This window comes from Arthrobacter globiformis (genome assembly GCF_030818015.1).
In the GTDB taxonomy this organism is placed as follows: domain Bacteria; phylum Actinomycetota; class Actinomycetes; order Actinomycetales; family Micrococcaceae; genus Arthrobacter; species Arthrobacter globiformis_C.
This window is the reverse complement of sequence record NZ_JAUSZX010000001.1, coordinates 3,497,940-3,517,107: the sequence shown is the minus strand read 5'-3', so window position 1 is coordinate 3,517,107 and position 19,168 is coordinate 3,497,940. Positions and strand designations below refer to the sequence as shown.

Below are 19,168 nucleotides of genomic sequence, written 5' to 3'. Positions count from 1 at the left end.
TAGACTAAATCACGCCAGAATTCGGCAGCATGAGACTGGGAGCAACTTCACGTGGCATCACTAATCGAAAAAATTCTCCGCACAGGTGACAAAAAGCTCCTGAGGCAACTGCGGAACTATGCTGATTCCATTAACGCCCTTGAAGACTCGTTCCAAACCTTTACGGATGCGGAACTGCGCGAAGAAACAGACCGGCTCCGTGCGCGCCACCGGGATGGCGAGAAGCTCGACGACCTCCTGCCGGAGGCCTTCGCCGCCGTTCGCGAGGCGTCCTCGCGCACGCTCGGCATGCGGCACTTTGATGTTCAGCTCATGGGTGGTGCTGCCCTGCACCTGGGCAACATCGCCGAAATGAAGACCGGTGAAGGCAAGACTCTGGTGGCCACTGCTCCGGCCTACCTCAATGCCCTCACCGGAAATGGCGTGCACGTTGTCACCGTGAACGACTACCTGGCCGAATACCAGTCTGAGCTTATGGGCCGCGTCTACCGCTTCCTGGGGCTCACCAGCGGCTGCATCCTCGCCAACCAGGACCCGTCTGTCCGCCGCGAGCAGTATTCTGCCGATATCACCTACGGCACCAACAACGAATTCGGCTTCGACTACCTCCGTGACAACATGGCCTGGGACAAGTCCGAACTGGTGCAGCGCGGCCATAACTTTGCGATCGTCGATGAAGTCGACTCGATCCTCATCGACGAGGCCCGTACGCCGCTGATCATTTCAGGCCCGGCCCAGGGTGACACCAACCGCTGGTACAGCGAGTTCGCCAAGGTTGTCCTGCGCCTGCAGCCGGAGAAGGACTACGAAGTCGACGAGAAGAAGCGCACCGTCGGCGTACTCGAAAGCGGAATCGAAAAGGTTGAGGACTACCTCGGCATCCAGAACCTCTACGAATCCGCAAACACGCCCCTGATCGGCTTCCTCAACAACGCCATCAAGGCCAAGGAGCTGTTCAAGCGGGACAAGGACTACGTCATCCTCGACGGCGAGGTCCTCATCGTTGACGAGCACACCGGCCGTATCCTGGCCGGCCGCCGCTACAACGAGGGCATGCACCAGGCGATCGAAGCCAAAGAGGGCGTCGAGATCAAGGCTGAAAACCAGACCCTCGCCACGGTGACGCTGCAGAACTACTTCCGCATGTACGACAAGCTCTCCGGTATGACGGGCACGGCAGAGACCGAAGCCGCCGAATTCATGAGCACGTACAAGCTCGGGGTAGTTGCCATCCCCACAAACCGGGACATGGTTCGGATGGACCGGTCCGACCTGGTCTACAAGAACGAAACCGTCAAGTTCGATGCAGTGGTCCGGGACATCGCCGAACGCCATGAAAGTGGCCAGCCTGTGCTCGTTGGCACCACGAGCGTCGAAAAGAGCGAGTACCTCTCGCGCCTGCTGGCGAAGGAGGGCATCCGGCACGAGGTTCTCAACGCCAAGAACCACGCCCGTGAAGCCGCCATCGTGGCCCAGGCCGGACGCAAGGGTGCGGTCACTGTCGCCACCAACATGGCTGGCCGCGGCACGGACATCATGCTGGGCGGCAACGCCGAGTTCACCGCCATCGCCGAACTGGCACAGCGGGGACTTGACCCGGAGGAAAACTCGGACGAGTACGAGGCCGCCTGGCCCGGGGCGCTGGAGGCTGCGAAGAAGGCCGTCAAGGACGAGCACGAGGAAGTACTGGGCCTGGGCGGGCTGTATGTGCTGGGAACTGAGCGCCACGAATCCCGCCGCATCGACAACCAGCTCCGCGGCCGCTCGGGCCGCCAGGGCGACCCCGGCGAATCCAGGTTCTACCTTTCGCTGACCGACGACCTCATGCGCCTGTTCAATTCGGGAGCGGCGGAGCGGCTCATGAACAGCTCCGTGCCCGACGACGTGGCGCTGGAATCCAAGCTGGTCTCGCGCGCCATTGCCTCGGCCCAGGGGCAGGTCGAGGGCCGGAACGCCGAGCAGCGAAAGAACGTCCTGAAGTACGATGACGTCCTCAACCGCCAGCGCGAGGCCATCTATGGCGACCGCCGCCGGATCCTCGAAGGCGATGACCTTCACGAAAAGGTGCAGTTCTTCCTGGAAGACACCATCAACGCACTGATCGACGAAGCGACCGCCGAAGGCAACGGCGACGACTGGGACTTCGACCAGCTCTGGACCAACCTGAAGACGCTCTACCCTGTGACCGTGACGCCGCACGATGTCATCGACGAGGCCGGCGGCAAGTCGCGCATCACTGTGGAGTTCCTGAGGGAAGAAATCATGTCTGATGCCAAGCTGGTGTATCAGGCACGCGAGGAGGCGATCGGCTCCGAGAGCATGCGTGAACTCGAGCGGCGTGTTGTGCTCTCCGTGATCGGGCGGAAGTGGCAGGAGCACCTGTACGAGATGGACTATCTCAAGGAGGGCATCGGCCTGCGTGCCATGGCCCAGCGTGATCCGCTGGTGGAATACCAGCGTGAAGGTTTCACGATGTTCCAGTCCATGATGGAAGCCATCCGGGAGGAGAGCGTCGGCTTCCTCTTCAACCTTGAAGTGGAAGTCACCCCGGCCGAGGACGTCGTGGTTGCCGATGCCGCCGGAGGCCACACCGAACACCACGAGCCGCAGATCCGAGCCGCCGGTCTTGAGGCGCCGGAGAAGCCCGCGCAGCTCCAGTACACCGCGCCGCGGGAGGACGGCGGAGCCGAGACCCGGATTGAAGGCCGCGCTACAGGCCGCTCGGGCAACCCCGCCAAGGCCGCATCGCAGGAGCGGCGTGACGGGAAGAAGAAAAAGCGCTAACCAGCGGATATGACAGGAAGGGACCGGAGCTCGTGCTCCGGTCCCTTCCTGCTTTCGCGTTAGCCAATCTCCAGGGCGGTCACGCGCCAGACGTTTTTGCTGCGTTCCAGCCGGACGGCGACTGCCCGGACCCGCAGTTCATCAATCACCACCGCGCTGGCCTCGTAAACGTCAGGCGTCACCCCGCAGGCGCGGACCGAGCGGACTGATGCGTTGCGGTGGAGCAATTCCATCTTCCGGGGAGCCCGGGCAGCCACCCGCCGGGTGAGGGCCGCCCGGTGCTGGAGCACGGTGAGGCAGCGCTGGTCCAGCCGCCGCGCCAGCTGGTGGATGGGCCTCGTTCCCGCCAGGACCTCAATGGCAGCCTGGACCGTGGCCCTGGTGATGGCGCATATTTCGCGCGCCTCGTCTCCGGGGGCGGGAGCTACCGCCAGCTGAGTTTGCGCTGGCCGGGTTTGCGCGGACCGGGTTTGCGTGTGTTCAGGGCAGGAGGGTGCCGCTACCGCCGGGCGGGCGGGCGCGGCCGGGAGGGGCTCAAGAACAGCGCTTCCTTCACGCCGTATTGGAGTTACTGCAGTCATGATCGGTCCTTCGGTAGAGGCTGGCTTGGGATGGCCGCGAGGAGGGGCGGCCGCGGGTCCGGTGGCGCGGAAGGAAAGCATGCCGACGCCGCTTACGGCGGCGGCGGGCTGAGGAGCTGGCCCGGGAGAAGGACGTTGGGATCGGCTCCGATGATGTTCCGGTTGGCCTGGTGCCAGAGCGGCCAGCGGGCTGCGATTTCCACCTCGGAAGCACCGGGACCCAGTTCGCGTGCGGCGATGGTCCAGAGTGATTCGCCGGCCCGGACGGGTACCTCGCGGCGGGCACTGGCCGGCTCAGCCGTTGCCCTGGCCGGCAATGAGGCGACGAGGCCGGGTTCCACAACCGGGACGCGCGGCTTCCACTGAGGCTGGAGTTCGCTGCCCTCCGCGACGGATCTTTCGGTGATGCCGGAGTCCGCGGAACGGCCGGCGGGTAGGTCCGGCCGCCGGTCGGTCAGGGGCGCCCATGCTGCGGACAGGGACGATCCGTTGCTCGAGGAAAGGGCTGCAGCGGGCAAGGCATCCGCATGGGCGAGCGGTGCGCCGAGGAGCTGCACGCCCACCGCGGCCATCGCCAGCCTGCGCATGAAAACAGGGCTGAACCGCCCTGTGGCGCGGGCGGCGGCATGATGCCCGGTCCGTTCCAGGAGTGCCGATGCAAAGGCGGTGGCCAGGGACAGCAGCCACCAGGCGATGACGGTCAGCCCGGCGGTGAGCGCCAACAGGCCAAGCAGGTCGTCGAAAAGCAAGGCCTGCTGGCGTGCAGCGGACCGCTTCCAATGGTCGACTATCCCGGCCCCGGTCAACGCCAGGAAGACTCCGAGCCCCAGGATGACAACCGCCAAGGCGGCTTCTGCCCTCACCGGGCGCTGGACCACTTCCGCCATGACTTCCTCCAACCAATGCATTTGATGCAGTTTGATCAACTTTGATTTCGTTTAGGATTAATGGAGTCAGTTTGCAGCAGTTGCATCTCTGTTGTCCATGGAGATAGGAAAGTTTGTGGATTAATTGACCGCCTTCGTGGGCGCGCCTACGCTGTCGCCATGCGATGGAATGCACTTTTTCAGGATCTTGAGCTGCAGCTTGCCGAGGCCGGGGTCCTGGGCCTGGAGTCCGAGATTGCCGAGCGCTCCCGGGCAGACACGGCCGCCATCGCGCTCGATGACAGGCTGCGTGGATCCCTAGGCTGCCACGTGGGCATCCATCTGGGTTCGGGACCTGTCTTTGCCGGCACGCTCAGCCATGCGGGATCCGAAAGCCTGGTCCTTGACGAGGCGGGACACCAGGTGCTGATTCCGTATGCCGCCGTCGGCCACTACACCGGACTCGGCCGGTTCGCGGTGGGCGAGTCGTCCCCCGTGCGCCGGAAACTCGGCCTTGCCAGCGCGCTGAGGGGGTTGGCGCGGGACAGGGCTGAACTCACCGTCCTGCTGGCAGGCCGGCCACCGGACGTGCAGCTCTCGGGCGTAATTGACAGGGTGGGGCGGGACTTTTTTGACCTCGCTATGACACTGCCGGGCGAAGCGCGCAGGGCTGGCCGGGTTGCCGATGTGGCAACGGTCCCGTTTCAGTCGCTGGGTGCGCTCCGCTCAAGGCGCGGCGGTGAACTCTGACGGCCCTCTCGTGCTCAAACGGATTTGGACTTGGCCTCTTGGATCATCCGGCTTGCCTCGGCATATCGCTCTTCGATGTACTGCTCAAGCATCTTCTCCTCGACGCGCCACTGGCCGCGGCCACCCACCTGGATCGCCTTCAGTTCGCCGCTGCGGACGAGGGCATACGCTGCCGGCGCGTTAATCTGAAGCTGCTCGGCTACATCTGCAAGCGTAAGGAAACGGGGCATATTCCAATTGTGCCACCGTTGGGCGCGGGTGGTGCCGTTATCCACAGTTTGGTGGTGTTTGCCTGAATACCTTTCCGATTGAGCGGGCATGCCGTAACAATGATCATGACCGGCGCGATTGAAGCGCCCAAGCGTCAAGGGGGAGCAGTACGCATGAGTGCAAGCACGGCGGCCACCGGCGCCCGGCTGAAGAAGCCTTCCTGGAAGGACCCGAGGCTTCTGGTGGGTGTGCTCCTTGTCCTCGCCTCTGTGGTCGGAGTCGTTGCTCTCGTCGGCAGTGCGGACCGCACCACAGAGGTATTTGCCGCCCGTGAGCCAATCGCCGTCGGCCAGAAACTCACTCCGGAAAACATCAGCCGGGTCAAGGTGCGCCTGGGTGATGTCGAAGCGCACTATGTCACGGCGGAGTCAGGTATTCCCGAAGGCCAGGTGGCCGTCCAGCGGATCGCCAAGGACCAGTTGGTTCCCCGTGAAAGCCTGGGCAGCGTCGACGCCCTGGACCGAAAGCCCGTGGCCGTCACGGTTCAGGAGGCCTTGCCTGAGCAGGCGGTGGCAGGCACCCGGGTCGACGTCTGGGTCTCCATGCCTGACGCCCGGAACGGATTTGCCGAGCCCAAGCTCCTGCTCCCGGGCGCGGAAATCGCGGAGGTCTCACAAGGATCCACCGCTCTGGGTGCTTCGAAATCCACGGTCCTGATGGTCCTGGTGGGGGACGGGCAGATGGCCTCGCTCCTTGGCGCGCAGGCAAACGAGGCTAAAATCTCAGTGGTGTGGAACCCCGGTGGGGCCGCCAAGTGAGCATCCCGGTTGTCACCGTCGGCGAGTCGCAGGAAGACCTGGTTGGCGGACTGGAGCGGCTGCACGGTCCCGTTACAGTAGTCCGGCGCTGCGCGGAGCTGGCAGAACTGCTGGCCGCCTGCCAGAGCGGGTTGGCCCGGGCGGCCGTTGTTGCCGAGGGAAGTCCGGACCTGACTGCCTCGCTGGTGGACAGGCTCGCCGCCGTGGGCGTAGTCATCATTGCCCTGACGGACAGCCCAGAGGAGCGGTTGAGGCTTCGCGACATCGGGGTCACTGCGGCGCCCTCGACCGTCGTGTCCACAGCCCTGGCGGAGAGTATTGCCGATGCCGTCAGTAGGCATGCGGGCTCGGTTCCGGCAGGACTGAATCCCGGCGCCGGACCCGGTTACAGCACGGGCTTCGCGGATGCCGGCGCGGCCCTGCGCCCGGAGGCTGTCGACACCGAACCGGAGCCGGCCGTTGTCGGAACCGGCAGGCTCCTGGCCGTGTGGGGGCCATCCGGCGCACCTGGCAGAACCCTGGTTGCCGTCAACATCGCAGGGGAGCTGGCTGCGCAAGGCAAGTCTGTCCTGCTGGTCGACGCCGACAGCTATGGGGCCAGCGTTGCCGGCGTCCTCGGGCTCCTCGACGAAGCGGCGGGTCTGGCGCAGGCTTGCCGGCTGGCCGACCAGGGCCTCCTGGACCGGGAATCATTGCTCCGGGTCGCCGTACCGGTTACTGCCACGGCAGGAACCTTCCGGGTTCTGACCGGCATAACCCGGGCCGACCGCTGGACCGAGCTGCGCGCGGCCGCGCTGGCGCTTGTTTTGGACCGAGCACGGGAATTGGCGGACGTCATCGTGGTCGACGCCGGCTTTTGCCTGGAGGCCGACGAAGAGCTGAGCTTCGACACGATGGCACCGCGGCGCAACGCCGCAACACTTAGGAGCCTTGAACTGGCGGACACCGTGATCGCCGTTGGCTCGGCGGATCCCATTGGTGTTCCCCGCCTTGTCAGGGGGCTGGCGGAACTCGAAGGTGCACTGCCGGGGGTTAGCCCTGAGGTGGTGCTTAACAAGGTGCGGGCCTCGGCTGTGGGCCGTTCGCCGGAACGTCAGCTTCGCGAGGCGTGGGACCGGTTCGGCCCGTCGTCGGGCATCAGGGCCTTCCTTCCGTGGGACCCGGGCGCAACCGACGCTGCGCTGCTGGCCGGATCGCTATTGCTGGAATCAGCGCCAGAATCCCGGCTTCGGTCGGCCATCGCTGAATTGGTTTGTGCACCTGTCCAGGAAAAACGCCGATCCTCTGTGTTCTCTTCCACAGCAAGGCGCAGGCTGACGGACTAGGCTCACGGTGAGGGCTGCAAGGAAGCAGCCGCAAACTGTGTGATGGAGGCGTGTGTCGATGTCGTCTGGGTCCAGCGTGGAGGATCAGTCCCGTTCAATCGGAGCCGAGGAAGGCTTCTTTGCGGACTACTACGAGCATCTGGCGGAGGAGGACGCGCGCGCTTACCCGCACGAGCTGCTGATGGCACGGGCTGAGACCCACCGCGCAGTGGGTTTTGAACGCCGGCCCGGCACGGCCAACATCTCCATCGTCCCTGAGGGCGACCGCAGCGTCGTGTACATCGTCACCGACGACATGCCTTTCCTGGTGGACTCAGTCAACGCCGAGCTGGTTCGGCAGAATTCGGCCATCCACCTCGTGCAGCACCCGATGTTCGTGGTCACGCGCAACCGCGAAACCAACGAGCTCGTCAAGGTGGACAGGGTCCCGTCGAGCATCGGTATTTCCAGCGGTGACACCGCGGCGCTGCCCGTCATGTCCCACCTGATTGCCCAGGGCGACAACGCGTCCCACATGGAGTCCTGGATTGCCGTCGAGATCGGCCGTGCCAGTGATGAGGCCGCTGAGCAGTTGCAGAAAGGGCTGGAGCGGGTCCTCGGAGACGTCAGAGCCGCAGTCGAAGACTGGCCGAAAATGCGCAACAAGGCATTGCAGATCGCCCAGGACCTGGACAAGGTAGCGCACCCCACACAGATCGCAGAGCTGCGTCAGGCCCAGGATTTGCTTCGCTGGTTGGACGAGGGCAACTTCACGTTCCTCGGCTACCGGGAATATGACCTGATCAACGAAGAGGGCGAGGATGTCCTGGAGCTGCGGGAGGACAGCGGACTGGGTCTGCTGCGGGCGCACCACGATACCCATCAGGTGCAGCATCTCACCGACGCGGGCAGGCGCAAGGCCCGTGAAAAGCGTGCTCTGGTCATCACCAAGGCAAATTCCCGCTCAACGGTGCACCGGCCTGCATACCTGGACTACATCGGCGTGAAAAGCTTTGATGCTGCGGGCAACGTCAACGGTGAACAGCGTTTCATTGGACTGTTTGCCACCAGCGCCTACACCGATTCCGTGCGCAATATTCCGATTGTCCGGGAAAAGGTCGAGGCCGTGCTGCGCGGCGCCGGTTTTCCGCCGGATTCGCATTCCGGGAAGGACCTGCTGGGCATCCTGGAAACGTACCCCCGTGACGAGCTCTTCCAGATCGAAATTCCCGACCTCGCCGCAACGGCAACGGGAATCCAGCGGCTGCAGGAACGGCGCCGCACCCGGCTCTTCCTCCGGCCGGATATCTACGGACGGTTCATGTCCGCCGTCGTCTACCTCCCTCGCGACCGGTACACCACCAACGTCAGACTGAGGATCGAGCAGGAACTCCGCGAGACGTTCCACGCCGAGTCCATTGACTATGAGGCGAGGATGACGGAATCGGCGCTTGCCCGCCTGTTCTTCCGGATCCGCCTGCCCAAGGGCGCGGACGTCAGCCACGTCAACACCGATGCGTTGGAAAAGCGGCTAGTCCGTGCCGCCCGGTCCTGGAGTGAAGGGATCGCCGAGGTACTCCGCGAGCGGAGCGCCGACGACGGGGCCAACGAGCTGGCAGCCATTTGGGCCGAGGCCTTCCCGGCGACCTACCGCGTCGATTACGAAATTGAGGACGCCCTCGAGGACATCGCCCGGTTTGAACAGTACGGGGCCGCAGCCGAACGCGCGGTTGGCGCCCGGCAGGAACGGCCGGGAGTCCATGTCTACCTTCCCGAAGGCGCCGGCGCCACCCTTGAGGAGGACGCCAGGGTCAAGCTGTACATGCTGGAGCCGAAGAGCCTGAGCCAGATCCTTCCCTACTTCCATAATCTGGGGCTGGAGGTGCTGGACGAGCGTCCGTTCGAAATCGAGACCTCCGACCGCCGGGACTTTTTCCTGTATGACCTCGGCTTGAAATACCCGGCCGGCGTGGATCCGGTGTCCACGGGGCAACTGCTAGCGGATTCGTTCGGGGCAGCAGTTTCGGGAGCCGTTGAATCCGACAGCTTCGACCGGCTCGTGCTGCGCGAGGGTATGACGTGGCGCCAGATCATTGTGCTCCGGGCCTACGCCAAATACATGAGGCAGATGGGCAACACCAACTCCTTCGAATTCATGGCGGACACGCTGCTGAGCAACCCGGACGTCACCCGTGGCCTCAGTGCCCTGTTTGAGGCCCGCTTCGATCCGGCACTGACCGAGCTGGAGCGGATCGAACGGCAGGAAAAAGTCCGCGCTGAGCTGTCGTCGTCGATCGAAGCGGTGGCGACGCTGGATGCGGACCGCGTCCTCCGAACGTTTATGAACCTGATCGAATCAACGTTGCGCACCAACTTCTACCAGGACAAGCCGCACCTGAGCTTCAAGCTCAACCCCGCAGCCATCGAAGGGCTGCCCTTCCCGCGGCCCATGTTCGAAATCTGGGTTTACTCCCCCCGGGTCGAGGGCGTTCACCTGCGCTTCGGCAAGGTGGCCCGCGGCGGGCTCCGTTGGTCGGACCGGCGGGAAGACTTCCGCACGGAGATCCTGGGTCTGGTCAAGGCGCAGACGGTCAAGAACGCCGTGATCGTTCCAACGGGCGCAAAGGGCGGGTTCTTCGCCAAGCGGCTGCCGGATCCCGCCAAGGACAGGTCGGCCTGGATGGCGGAGGGCGTCGAAAGCTACAAGACGTTTATCCGCGGACTGCTGGACATCACGGACAACATCGTTACGGGAGCCGACGGCGAACGGCTCGTCCCGCCGTCGGGCGTTGTACGGCACGACGGCGACGACTCCTACCTGGTGGTCGCAGCGGACAAGGGCACGGCATCCTTCTCTGACATTGCGAACGGATTGGCCGCGGACTACGGATTCTGGCTGGGCGACGCCTTCGCCTCCGGCGGTTCGGTGGGATACGACCACAAGGCCATGGGCATCACCGCCCGGGGTGCCTGGGAGTCGGTCAAGCGGCACTTCAGCGAGCTGGATTTGGACACCCAGTCCGAGCCCTTCACCGTGGTTGGCGTCGGCGACATGTCCGGGGATGTTTTCGGTAACGGAATGCTCCTCTCCAAACACATCCGGCTGCTCGCGGCGTTCGATCACCGGCACATTTTCCTCGATCCGAACCCGGACGAGGCAACCTCCTACACGGAGCGTCAGCGGCTGTTTGAGCTGCCTCGGTCGTCCTGGGATGACTACGACAAGAGCCTGATCAGTGAAGGCGGCGGGGTCTACCCGCGGCAGGCCAAGTCGATCCCGGTCTCGGCCCAGGTCCGGTCCGCGTTGGGCTTGCCCGAGGACACGACGCAGCTCAGCCCGCCCGAACTCCTGCGCGCCATCCTGCTCGCGCCCGCCGACCTGCTGTACAACGGCGGCATCGGAACCTACGTGAAGGCCAGTTCCGAGACGCACGCCATGGTGGGCGACAAGTCCAACGACGCCATCCGGGTGGACGGCCGCGACCTTCGGGTCAAGGTTGTGGGCGAGGGCGGAAACCTCGGCATGACCCAGCGGGGCCGTATCGAAGCGGCGCTGCAGGGCGTCATCCTGAACACCGACGCCATCGACAACTCCGCCGGCGTCGACTGCTCCGACCACGAGGTCAACATCAAGATCTTCGTGGACCGGATGGTGGCTGCCGGCAAGTTCGACGCAGCCGAGCGCTCGGACTTCCTTGCGGCGATGACCGACGAAGTGGGGCGGCTGGTCCTGGAAGACAACATCGACCAGAACATCCTGCTCCTGAACGACCGCCAGAAGGTTGCGGAATGGAGCCCGAGCTACGAGCGGCTGATGGACTGGCTGGAGAAGACGGCGGACCTGAACCGGGACTTGGAGGCACTGCCGTCCACCGCTGTCCTGCGCGAACGGCTGGAACAGGGGCAGGGCCTCACGTCACCCGAGCTGTCCGTGCTGGCCGCCTACGCCAAGATCGAACTGGCGACGGCCCTGCGCGACAGCGACCTGGCCGACGACCCCTGGTTCCGCGGGACGCTCCGGCAGTACTTCCCGGTCCAGCTCCGGGAGAAATTCGACGCCGAACTGGACACCCATCCGCTGCGCCGGGAAATCATCGCAACGGTCGTGGCCAACGACATGATCAATCTGGGCGGCATCACTTTTGCCTTCCGGACCATGGAGGAGACCTCGGCGAGCGAGGTGGCTGTAGCCAAGGCGTTCGTGGCACTGCGGGAAATCTACGAACTCGACGTCATGGTGTCCGAGCTCAACGATCTGCCTGCATCGTTCCCCACCGAGCACTGGAGCACCGTCCACCTCGATATCCGGCGGCTGCTGGACCGTTCGGTGCGCTGGGTCCTGGCCCAGGGCAACGCGTCGCGGCCCATCGCCGACATCGTCGCCGAGTTCCAGCCGGCGATGGAACCCATGCGGGCCCGGCTGCTGGACTACCTGCGCGGTGACGACCGCGAACGGGTGGCCTCCTGGCTTGAGAAGGCGCGGTCCTGGGGCCTGCCCGAGGACCTTGGCCACCGCTGGGCCGAGCTGTTCGAGAGCTTCGTCCTGCTGGACATCGCGAAAATCGCGCACAGCCGCAAGGAACCGGTGGTGGACATCGCCCACGTCTACTACACGGTGTTCAACCGGTTCCATGTGGACTCCCTCCTGGAGCGGATCAGTTCCCTGCCGCGGAAGGACCGCTGGCAGGCGCTGGCCCGTGCCGCGTTGCGCGATGACCTTTACTCGACTGTCTCAGACATGACGACGGCGGTCCTGGACTCGACCGACGAAGGATCGCCGGCCGAGGACAGGCTCAGGGCCTGGGAGCAGCTGAACGCGGAACATTTGGGCCGCGCGAAGAGCATGTTCGATGAGGTCAACGCCCTCGAAGCGGACGACATGGCCTCGCTCTCGGTAGCATTGAGGCTCTTGAGGTCAATCGTCCGACGCTAGGACACCGGTCCCGCCGTCGAAAAACTGGAGGTGCAGTGGCAATCTTTACGGACCCCATCAGGGAGCACGCTGATTTCGGGCCGGGGGATGCCGAGTGGCTGCACCTCCTGGTGGGCGACTGGCAGATGGTGGCCGATCTAGCGTTTGCCGACCTCGCCCTGTGGTTTCCCCATCCGGAGCACGGCTATGTTGCCCTGGCACACGTTAGGCCCTCCACGACACATACGGTGTTCCACGCCGACTTTGTCGGGGAGGGCATTCGCTCGGACCTGCAGCCGCTGGTGGATAAGGCGTGGGAGAGCCGCACTATTGAGCGTTCCAGTGAGACGAACTGGAGCAGCGACATGGCTTTGCGGGTTGAAGCCGTGCCGATGGTCAGGAACGGCCGTACGCTGGCGGTGGTCACCTCCCACATGGACCTCTCCAGCTCCCGGATGCCGTCCAGGCTGGAGCTGACCTACCGCCAGTGTGCCTATGACCTGCTGCGCATGGGCACACTGGGGCTCTGGCCGGACTTCGCCTCGCCCACCGGCTCCCGCCGCGGCGCCCCGCGCGTGGGCGACGGGCTGATCCGCCTCGACGCGGAGGGGATCGTGCAGTACGCCAGCCCGAACGGGGTCTCGGCCTTCCGGCGCCTCGGCGACGGCGAATCACTCGAGGGGCGCTCCCTGGCCGAGGTCACGGCGGGCCTGCTGAGGGACCGCCGCATGGTGGACGAGACGCTGCCGCTCGTTGTCACCGGCCGGATGCCGTGGCGCAGCGAGATTGAATCCCGCGGCGTCAGCCTGTCGCTGCGCGCCATCCCGCTCCGCGACGAGCAGCAGCGCTTCGGTGCGCTGGTCCTCTGCCGTGACGTGTCCGAACTGCGACGCCGCGAGATGGAGCTGGTCACGAAGGATGCCACCATCCGTGAAATCCACCACCGGGTCAAGAACAATCTGCAGACTGTTGCCGCGCTGCTGCGCATGCAGTCCCGCCGAATGGTCAGCGACGAGGCAAAGCAGGGGCTGGAACAGGCCATGCGTCGTGTGGCAACAATTGCTCTTGTGCACGAGACGCTCTCGCAGGGGCTGACCCAGAGCGTTGACTTTGATGAACTCATCGGACGGCAGTTCCGTCTTTCCGCAGAAGTGGCTTCACCGTCCCAGCAGGTGCGGACGCAGCGGTCAGGGTTGTTCGGTGAGCTTCCCAGCGACTTCGCGACGCCGCTGGCACTGGTGATCAACGAGCTCGTCACCAACGCTGTTGAGCACGGGCTGGAGGGACGCACGGGCACGGTGTGGCTGCTTGCCGACCGTTCGGCAGGCGACGACGGCGAGGAACTGCTCACCGTCACCGTGGCGGACGACGGCGTTGGCCTGCCGGAGACGCCGCATGTGGAGGGCCTCGGGCTTCAGATTGTCCGGACGCTGGTCACGAGCGAACTCGGCGGCACCATCCAGTGGCAGCCCCGCGAGGGCGGCGGTACTGCGGTGCAGATTGTGCTGAGCCTGGCAAACCGCTGATACGAAAAAGGCGACGGCCGCGGACTATGGGTCCGCGGCCGTCGCTTTTTGCTCTGATGCGTTTACTGTTGTGGGGCCAATTAGCTTAGCGGCTTAGTGCTTTGGTGCCGCGTCAGGAAGCGCGGCGGGCCCTGGCGGCCCGGCGCTTTAGTGCACGGCGCTCGTCCTCGCTCATGCCGCCCCACACGCCGGCATCCTGTCCGGACTCCAGCGCCCACTGCAGGCAGGTGTCAACGACCGGGCACCGGCGGCAGACGCTCTTGGCTTCTTCGATCTGCAAAAGTGCCGGGCCAGTGTTGCCCACGGGGAAAAACAGCTCCGGGTCCTTGTCGAGGCAGGCCGCGCGGTTACGCCAATCCATGCTGATCAGTCACTCCATTCCTGGGAAGTCAATACCCTTTGTGAAAATATTCACTAGGGCTTACATAGGAAAGGGGCCCTGCAGGGCCCCCTTGGTCATCTGGATCAAGCGTTTCATGTTAACGCTGTGTAAACAAGGGGTAGTGGGCCACGAAATCCCCAAGAAACGTGAGCGATGCATCACATCGGCGAACAGCCCCGCCGTGTGTCGACTATCTCGGGTAGTGTGCCAGTGTGTCAAGACCCCCAAAAGACCCGTCCGGCCCGCTCGCTGACGCCGGAGACAGTGGATTGCCGGAGAACCGGGGCTCAGCCGGAACAAAGCCTTCGAGCCCCCTCCGTCCCCGCGCCGTCGCCGTAATCTCCGGGATTGTGGGCGCCGAGGCCACGGCCCTGCTGGCCGCGGCAGCCTGGTACGGATTCCAGCTCGCCAGTGGGGCGCCTGTGATGTCCTTTTGGGGTGCCGTTTTCACGCTCGGCCTGCTGCTGGCCTTTGCATCGTGGCTGTTTGCCGTTGCCGTGTTCCTGTTCCGGGGCTTCCGCTGGCCGCGGGCTGGTGCACTGGTCGCTCAGCTGTTCGTGCTGACCATTGGCTTCCCCACGCTCACTGGCGGACTCCCGGTGGCCGGCGCCGCGATGCTGATCCCGGCCGCCACGGCCATCGTCCTGCTGTTCGACAAACGCGTGATTCGTTTCGCCTCCCGCGCCGCTTCCGATCCGCCGGCGCTCTAGAGCCTCCTGACATCTTCGGCCAGGGCCAGCTGAACGGGCATTGCCGTACCGTCCGCCACGAGCAGGGCGCGACCCGGCGGGGGATGGGAATCTGGCTCAATCCGCAGTCCGAAGAGGTCGCCATCAAGCGGACTGCGGGGCGCAATGAGGATGCCCCTGCCACCACTGCGGGCCGCCAGCGCGAGCGGGACACGTTGCAATAGCGACTGGCTGAACGCGGCTGAAAAAATTACCGCCCAGCCGCGGGTGTTCAGCTCCACGAGGTGCTGGTGGGAGGTGGCAGGCAGCATGTCGGCATCGTCGACGAGGAGTACGGCGTCCCTCGGCAGGCGTCCTTCCACGGCATTGCGGTGGGCCTCCGCCCAAAAGTCAGCCGGACTGGGCTCCGGGCCAGGGTGCAGCCACCCGGGCCCCGACGGGTTGAGCCCCGGGAGGGATGCCAGGAACGATGACTTGCCGGAACTGGCGCTGCCCAGCACGGCAAGGACAGCGCCTCCTGGCAGGCGCACGGCGGCAGGGGCGGGTTCGTCCCCGCCCATGCCGACGACCAGGCGCCGGGCGGCTGCATGCACCGGGTGGGCTGCTTCGGAATACCCGTGCACCGGTGCGTCTGGAGCCCCGCTGCCAGATTCCGGTGCGGGCAAGCGAGACAGCACGTCTGCAACAGAGAGCTGCACCGGAAGGGGATCCACGCGGAAGGGCTTGACCCGCACCGGCCCGTGCACCGCTGTGCCGGGGGCCAGTGCTCTTCCGTGACCGGCACGTCCAGCTTCCGGGGCATAGAGCTGGCAGACCGCCTGGCGCCCGGCCGACAAGGAGCCGGATGCGACGGCGCGGCCCGGAAGCGGCGGAAGGTCGGGCATTTTGGGCCAGGCCAGCCTGCTTTCGGCGCTGGTGCCCCGCGGACAGTAGATGCGGTTGGGTATGGCTGGAAAGAACCGCGACGTCACGAGTTCGCGGTCGCCGCAGATCACGACGGTGATTCCGGCAGGGCGGCCGTCCCGGACGATGTCCTGGACATGGTCTTCGGCGCGGGTCAGGGGGCCGGCGCGGAGGGCAGACAGCCAGGAGCCCCAGCCCGAAATGACCAGCACCAGCGGCGGACCGGAGGCTGCCGGGAGCCGGCTGAGCCTCTGGGACATTTCGGTCGCCAGACGCTCCAAGACGCGCACGCCGCGGCGGAGGTCGTGGAGGTTTACCAGGGATCCGATGCGTTGCGCGCCCGCCAGGCCAGTCAAGGACCCGTCCGCATCGAGGACATAGAGGTGGCATTCCGTGGGATGGGACAGGAGCTGTTGCATTGCCGTTGACATGGCCTGGGCGGCATCCCGGGATCCCGCGCCGATCAGGGCCAGATGCCCATCGGCTCCCGGCCGCCAGGTGAGAGCGGCAAGCCGCTGCTCCTCGGGCAGGTCCAGCAGGCCCAGCCCTACAGCCCAATCGCCGGCCGTTCCCGGCACGGTGCCCACAGGGACCGGGCCGGCAGGGATGGTGCCATCTGCGGTGAGTGCGGCCACGTCAGCGGGACCCGCCAGCACGTCCGGCAACGGCGGAGCCACCGGACGGCGCGCCGCGGAACCACCCGTCCCGGCCCAGAGGGAGGCGGCCAGCTCCACCACCGGCCTGGCGGCGTCCGACGGGGTTGCCGGCGGAGGGCTGCTGCCGGTGGCAGCGGGAGTCATCGCCAGCGCCACGATGGTCTCAAGCACCCTGACCCGACAAGACCCAGAGCCGTCATCAGTGGCGGCAATTGACGCCGCCTGGAACTCCTCGGCAGCTTCGGCACCCCTGGCCAGGTAGGCGCGACCGGGCCGGTTGACGGGTATGGCCGAGGCCGCGTTGGTGCCGACCACATCGGCTGATTCGTGCGGGGACTGCACACGCAGGGCGATGCTCGTTGTGACGTTCGCGCGGATGTCCGCCGTGAGTGCTCCCTGCGGGCGCTGGGTGGCCATGATCAGGTGGATGCCCAGCGACCGGCCAATGGCCGCAATCCTCATCAGTTCGGTCAGGGTCTCAGGAGCGTCCTCGACGAGCATTCGGAACTCATCAATGATGAGGATCAGCTGGGGGAGCGGCGGTCCGCCGGCCGGGGACAGGCGATACGCGGCCACGTCCGGGACGTTGGCGGCGGCCAGCAGCTGCTCACGCCTGCGTACTTCTGCCCGCAGTGACACAATCGTGCGCTCCAGCTGGCTGCTGGCAAGGTCCGTCAGCATGCCGACGCAGTGCGGGATGTCAGTCAGCGGACTGAGGCCGGACCCGCCCTTGAAGTCGAAGAAGAGAACATTGACGCGGTCCGGCGGATAGCACAGAGCGAGCCCGGCGGTAATGGTGCGAAGCAGCTCCGACTTTCCGGAACCTGTGGTTCCCGCAACGAGGACGTGTGGGCCGTCTGCTTCAAGGTCGAGGACGCGCAGGCCACCGGCTGTGCGGCCCAGGGGGACGGTGAGTCCTGGCTTCAGCCTGCCTGCCGCCCAGCGCTTAGCCGTCGCAGCGGCCGACTGGTCAAGGAGATCGCCAAGCCCGCAGCGTGGAGGCATGGATTGCCCGCCGGCCGATACGTCAGGGAGGGACTGCCGGTACGTCCGGCAATAGCGGTCGAAAACGCCGGACGGCACGAGGTCTGCAACGAAGCGATGACATGAATCGCGCGCCCGAAGCAGTGCCCCGCGTTCGCCGAGCTCAATATCGGTTTCCGCTGGCCGCTGTCCCCGGCCCAGGAGGTGGACCACGCGCCAGCCCAGCCCCTGGGCAGTTGCGATGATGCCGGCTTCGGGGGTGCCGTCTGCTGTGCCGCCGAACAGCAGCAGGATGCCGGACACGCCCTCCCCGCCGGACGTGTCCGTCAGGGCCGCCGTGGTGTCAGGGATTCTTGAATGGAGTGAGACGCCTGGAAGGAACCGCGCTGCGAGCGGAAGGACGGAAGCCGGTCCATGAATCGCGAGCCGGGTACCCCTGGCCAGCGGATACCCGGTGAGCTGCATGAGGAACGAGTGGGCCAGACCATGAACCTCTGAATCCGGCCCCCGGACCGAAACGACGGCAAGGTCCGGATCAAGGAGCAGCGGCACCGCGCCGAGCCGAGGGGGTTTGAAGCCCGGCTGGTCCGGTTCCAGACGTATGTTGGCCAGTTGATCAGCCAGGCCGAGTCTGAGCCAGACGCCGCGCGCAGGCATGGGCCCCGGATCATCCGTGTACTTAGCCGTCTCCGGTTCGGCGTTCCGGCCGGTGCCGGCAGGGCTCCATCCCGGAAGCGCAGCGCCCAGCGCGAGGACAGCAGCGGACGGTGCGGACCGCCGTCGTCGATCCAGATCCTGCGCAGCTGCCGCCGCGACTGCCGATCTGAGTTCACGGCGCTGCCGTGCGCCCGAGACCACGGGGACAAGGAGAGTCACTGCCGATACCGCCGTGAAGGCCAGAAACATCCACGATCCCGTCACCAGCACCAGCCCCACACCCATGATCACGGGAAGAACGGCCCCGAGAACCAGTACGGACCGGCCCGCGGGCGCGGCAGGGCGTGACACGGCCAGCGGCTCCGTCACGGGGCGGCCGGCAAACCCAAGGTCAGCGTCCCGTGCGTCCGACGGCGCAGCCAGCACGACTGACATGGAGGAATTGCCGCAGCGGATGCGGGAACCGATCGTGACGGTTGTTTTTGTTACCCGTTTGCCGTCGACCTCGGTTCCGTTGATGCTGCCAAGATCCACAAGCGTCAGGGCTGTGTCCGAAACCTCGATTGTGGCGTGCTCGCGGGAAAGATCGGCGTCCGGAACGGTCAGCTCGGCATTGGTCCGGCCGATCCGGTAGCTTCCCCGGCGCAGCGGAAGAACGGAACCTGCAGCTGGGCCGCTGTCCACCGCGAGGAGCACGGCAGCGGGAGGTTCGCCGGCAATTCCCGGCCCGGACCCAGAGCCGTCGGCGTGGCCGTCCACCAGGACAGCCCCGTTGACCAGGGGCGCCCTGCCAAGGGTCAGCCCTCTGAGCGGCAGGCCGGCTACAGTCAGCCCGCGCGTTTGGAAGCGGTGCGAAAGCTCTGCCTCCAGGTCTGTGCCCGGGCAACCATCCGGGGCCGCCACCGTCAGCTCGACCGGCCCGGCCAGGGAACCGGCCCAGGCGGAAACGGCCCCGGGGGCGCGGACTAAAGTGCATTGCAATTCCATCTGTAACCGCCTTCCCTGGGCCGTCCTATGGAAACGCTAGTGCCAGCCGAAGCCTTACTGCTTGGGCCATTCCCTGTATGTGGACAACCCGTCAGCCGGAGGGCGACATGGCCGGCCGGGCAGTCTCAGGTAGGCTAGAGCAGCAGACAATGCACAACG

Annotated in this window: 12 protein-coding genes; 7 read left to right on the top strand and 5 right to left on the bottom strand. The window is 65.6% G+C overall.

What is annotated here, in order from left to right; all coding sequences use genetic code 11:
- Positions 1 to 51 precede the first annotated feature (51 nt).
- Positions 52 to 2,784: a preprotein translocase subunit SecA gene (gene secA / locus QFZ23_RS16455; protein WP_306924503.1), complete on the top strand. Its 2,733-nt coding sequence runs from the start codon at positions 52 to 54 to the stop codon at positions 2,782 to 2,784.
- 59 nt (positions 2,785 to 2,843) lie between these two features.
- Here the strand turns inward: secA and QFZ23_RS16450 are convergent, their stop codons facing one another.
- Positions 2,844 to 3,365: an Rv3235 family protein gene (locus tag QFZ23_RS16450; protein ID WP_306924502.1), complete on the bottom strand. Its 522-nt coding sequence runs from the start codon at positions 3,363 to 3,365 to the stop codon at positions 2,844 to 2,846.
- A 92-nt stretch (positions 3,366 to 3,457) separates the two neighbouring features.
- The gene (locus QFZ23_RS16445; RefSeq protein ID WP_306924501.1) at positions 3,458 to 4,273 is read right to left on the bottom strand and encodes a LysM peptidoglycan-binding domain-containing protein; all 816 of its coding nucleotides are present in this window, start codon (positions 4,271 to 4,273) and stop codon (positions 3,458 to 3,460) included.
- 138 nt (positions 4,274 to 4,411) lie between these two features.
- Between QFZ23_RS16445 and QFZ23_RS16440 the strand changes: the two genes are divergently transcribed.
- Positions 4,412 to 4,981, top strand: a complete 570-nt coding sequence (locus QFZ23_RS16440) for a hypothetical protein (RefSeq protein WP_306924499.1) — start codon at positions 4,412 to 4,414, stop codon at positions 4,979 to 4,981.
- Positions 4,982 to 4,995: 14 nt separating this feature from the next.
- Here QFZ23_RS16440 and QFZ23_RS16435 read toward each other — a convergent pair whose 3' ends face one another.
- Positions 4,996 to 5,211 carry a helix-turn-helix domain-containing protein gene (locus QFZ23_RS16435; RefSeq protein WP_043419585.1) on the bottom strand — a complete coding sequence of 72 codons (216 nt, stop codon included), beginning with the start codon at positions 5,209 to 5,211 and terminating at the stop codon, positions 4,996 to 4,998.
- A gap of 153 nt (positions 5,212 to 5,364) precedes the next feature.
- On the opposite strand from QFZ23_RS16435, the gene QFZ23_RS16430 reads away from it, so the two are divergent.
- Genes QFZ23_RS16430 through QFZ23_RS16415 form a run of 4 tightly spaced genes read left to right on the top strand, consistent with a single transcriptional unit; the run spans position 5,365 to position 13,751 of the window.
- Positions 5,365 to 6,009 carry an SAF domain-containing protein gene (locus QFZ23_RS16430; RefSeq protein ID WP_306924496.1) on the top strand — a complete coding sequence of 215 codons (645 nt, stop codon included), beginning with the start codon at positions 5,365 to 5,367 and terminating at the stop codon, positions 6,007 to 6,009.
- A complete protein-coding gene (locus QFZ23_RS16425; protein ID WP_306924495.1) occupies positions 6,006 to 7,334 on the top strand; it encodes an AAA family ATPase in 1,329 nt (442 codons plus the stop codon). The genes QFZ23_RS16430 and QFZ23_RS16425 overlap by 4 nt, the downstream gene beginning before the upstream one ends.
- Positions 7,335 to 7,392: 58 nt before the next feature.
- Positions 7,393 to 12,246: an NAD-glutamate dehydrogenase gene (locus tag QFZ23_RS16420; RefSeq protein WP_306924494.1), complete on the top strand. Its 4,854-nt coding sequence runs from the start codon at positions 7,393 to 7,395 to the stop codon at positions 12,244 to 12,246.
- Between the two features lie 35 nt (positions 12,247 to 12,281).
- Positions 12,282 to 13,751 (top strand): sensor histidine kinase, encoded by a 1,470-nt coding sequence (locus QFZ23_RS16415; RefSeq protein ID WP_306924491.1) that lies wholly within the window; start codon positions 12,282 to 12,284, stop codon positions 13,749 to 13,751.
- A 112-nt stretch (positions 13,752 to 13,863) separates the two neighbouring features.
- Here the strand turns inward: QFZ23_RS16415 and QFZ23_RS16410 are convergent, their stop codons facing one another.
- Complete coding sequence (locus QFZ23_RS16410; RefSeq protein ID WP_003804966.1) at positions 13,864 to 14,112, bottom strand: WhiB family transcriptional regulator; 249 nt, start codon at positions 14,110 to 14,112, stop codon at positions 13,864 to 13,866.
- Positions 14,113 to 14,345: 233 nt separating this feature from the next.
- On the opposite strand from QFZ23_RS16410, the gene QFZ23_RS16405 reads away from it, so the two are divergent.
- Positions 14,346 to 14,843 (top strand): hypothetical protein, encoded by a 498-nt coding sequence (locus QFZ23_RS16405; RefSeq protein ID WP_373427889.1) that lies wholly within the window; start codon positions 14,346 to 14,348, stop codon positions 14,841 to 14,843.
- Here the strand turns inward: QFZ23_RS16405 and QFZ23_RS16400 are convergent.
- Positions 14,840 to 19,009: an FtsK/SpoIIIE domain-containing protein gene (locus QFZ23_RS16400; RefSeq protein WP_306924489.1), complete on the bottom strand. Its 4,170-nt coding sequence runs from the start codon at positions 19,007 to 19,009 to the stop codon at positions 14,840 to 14,842. The two genes, QFZ23_RS16405 and QFZ23_RS16400, sit on opposite strands and share 4 nt — an antisense overlap.
- Between the last annotated feature and the right edge of the window lie 159 nt (positions 19,010 to 19,168).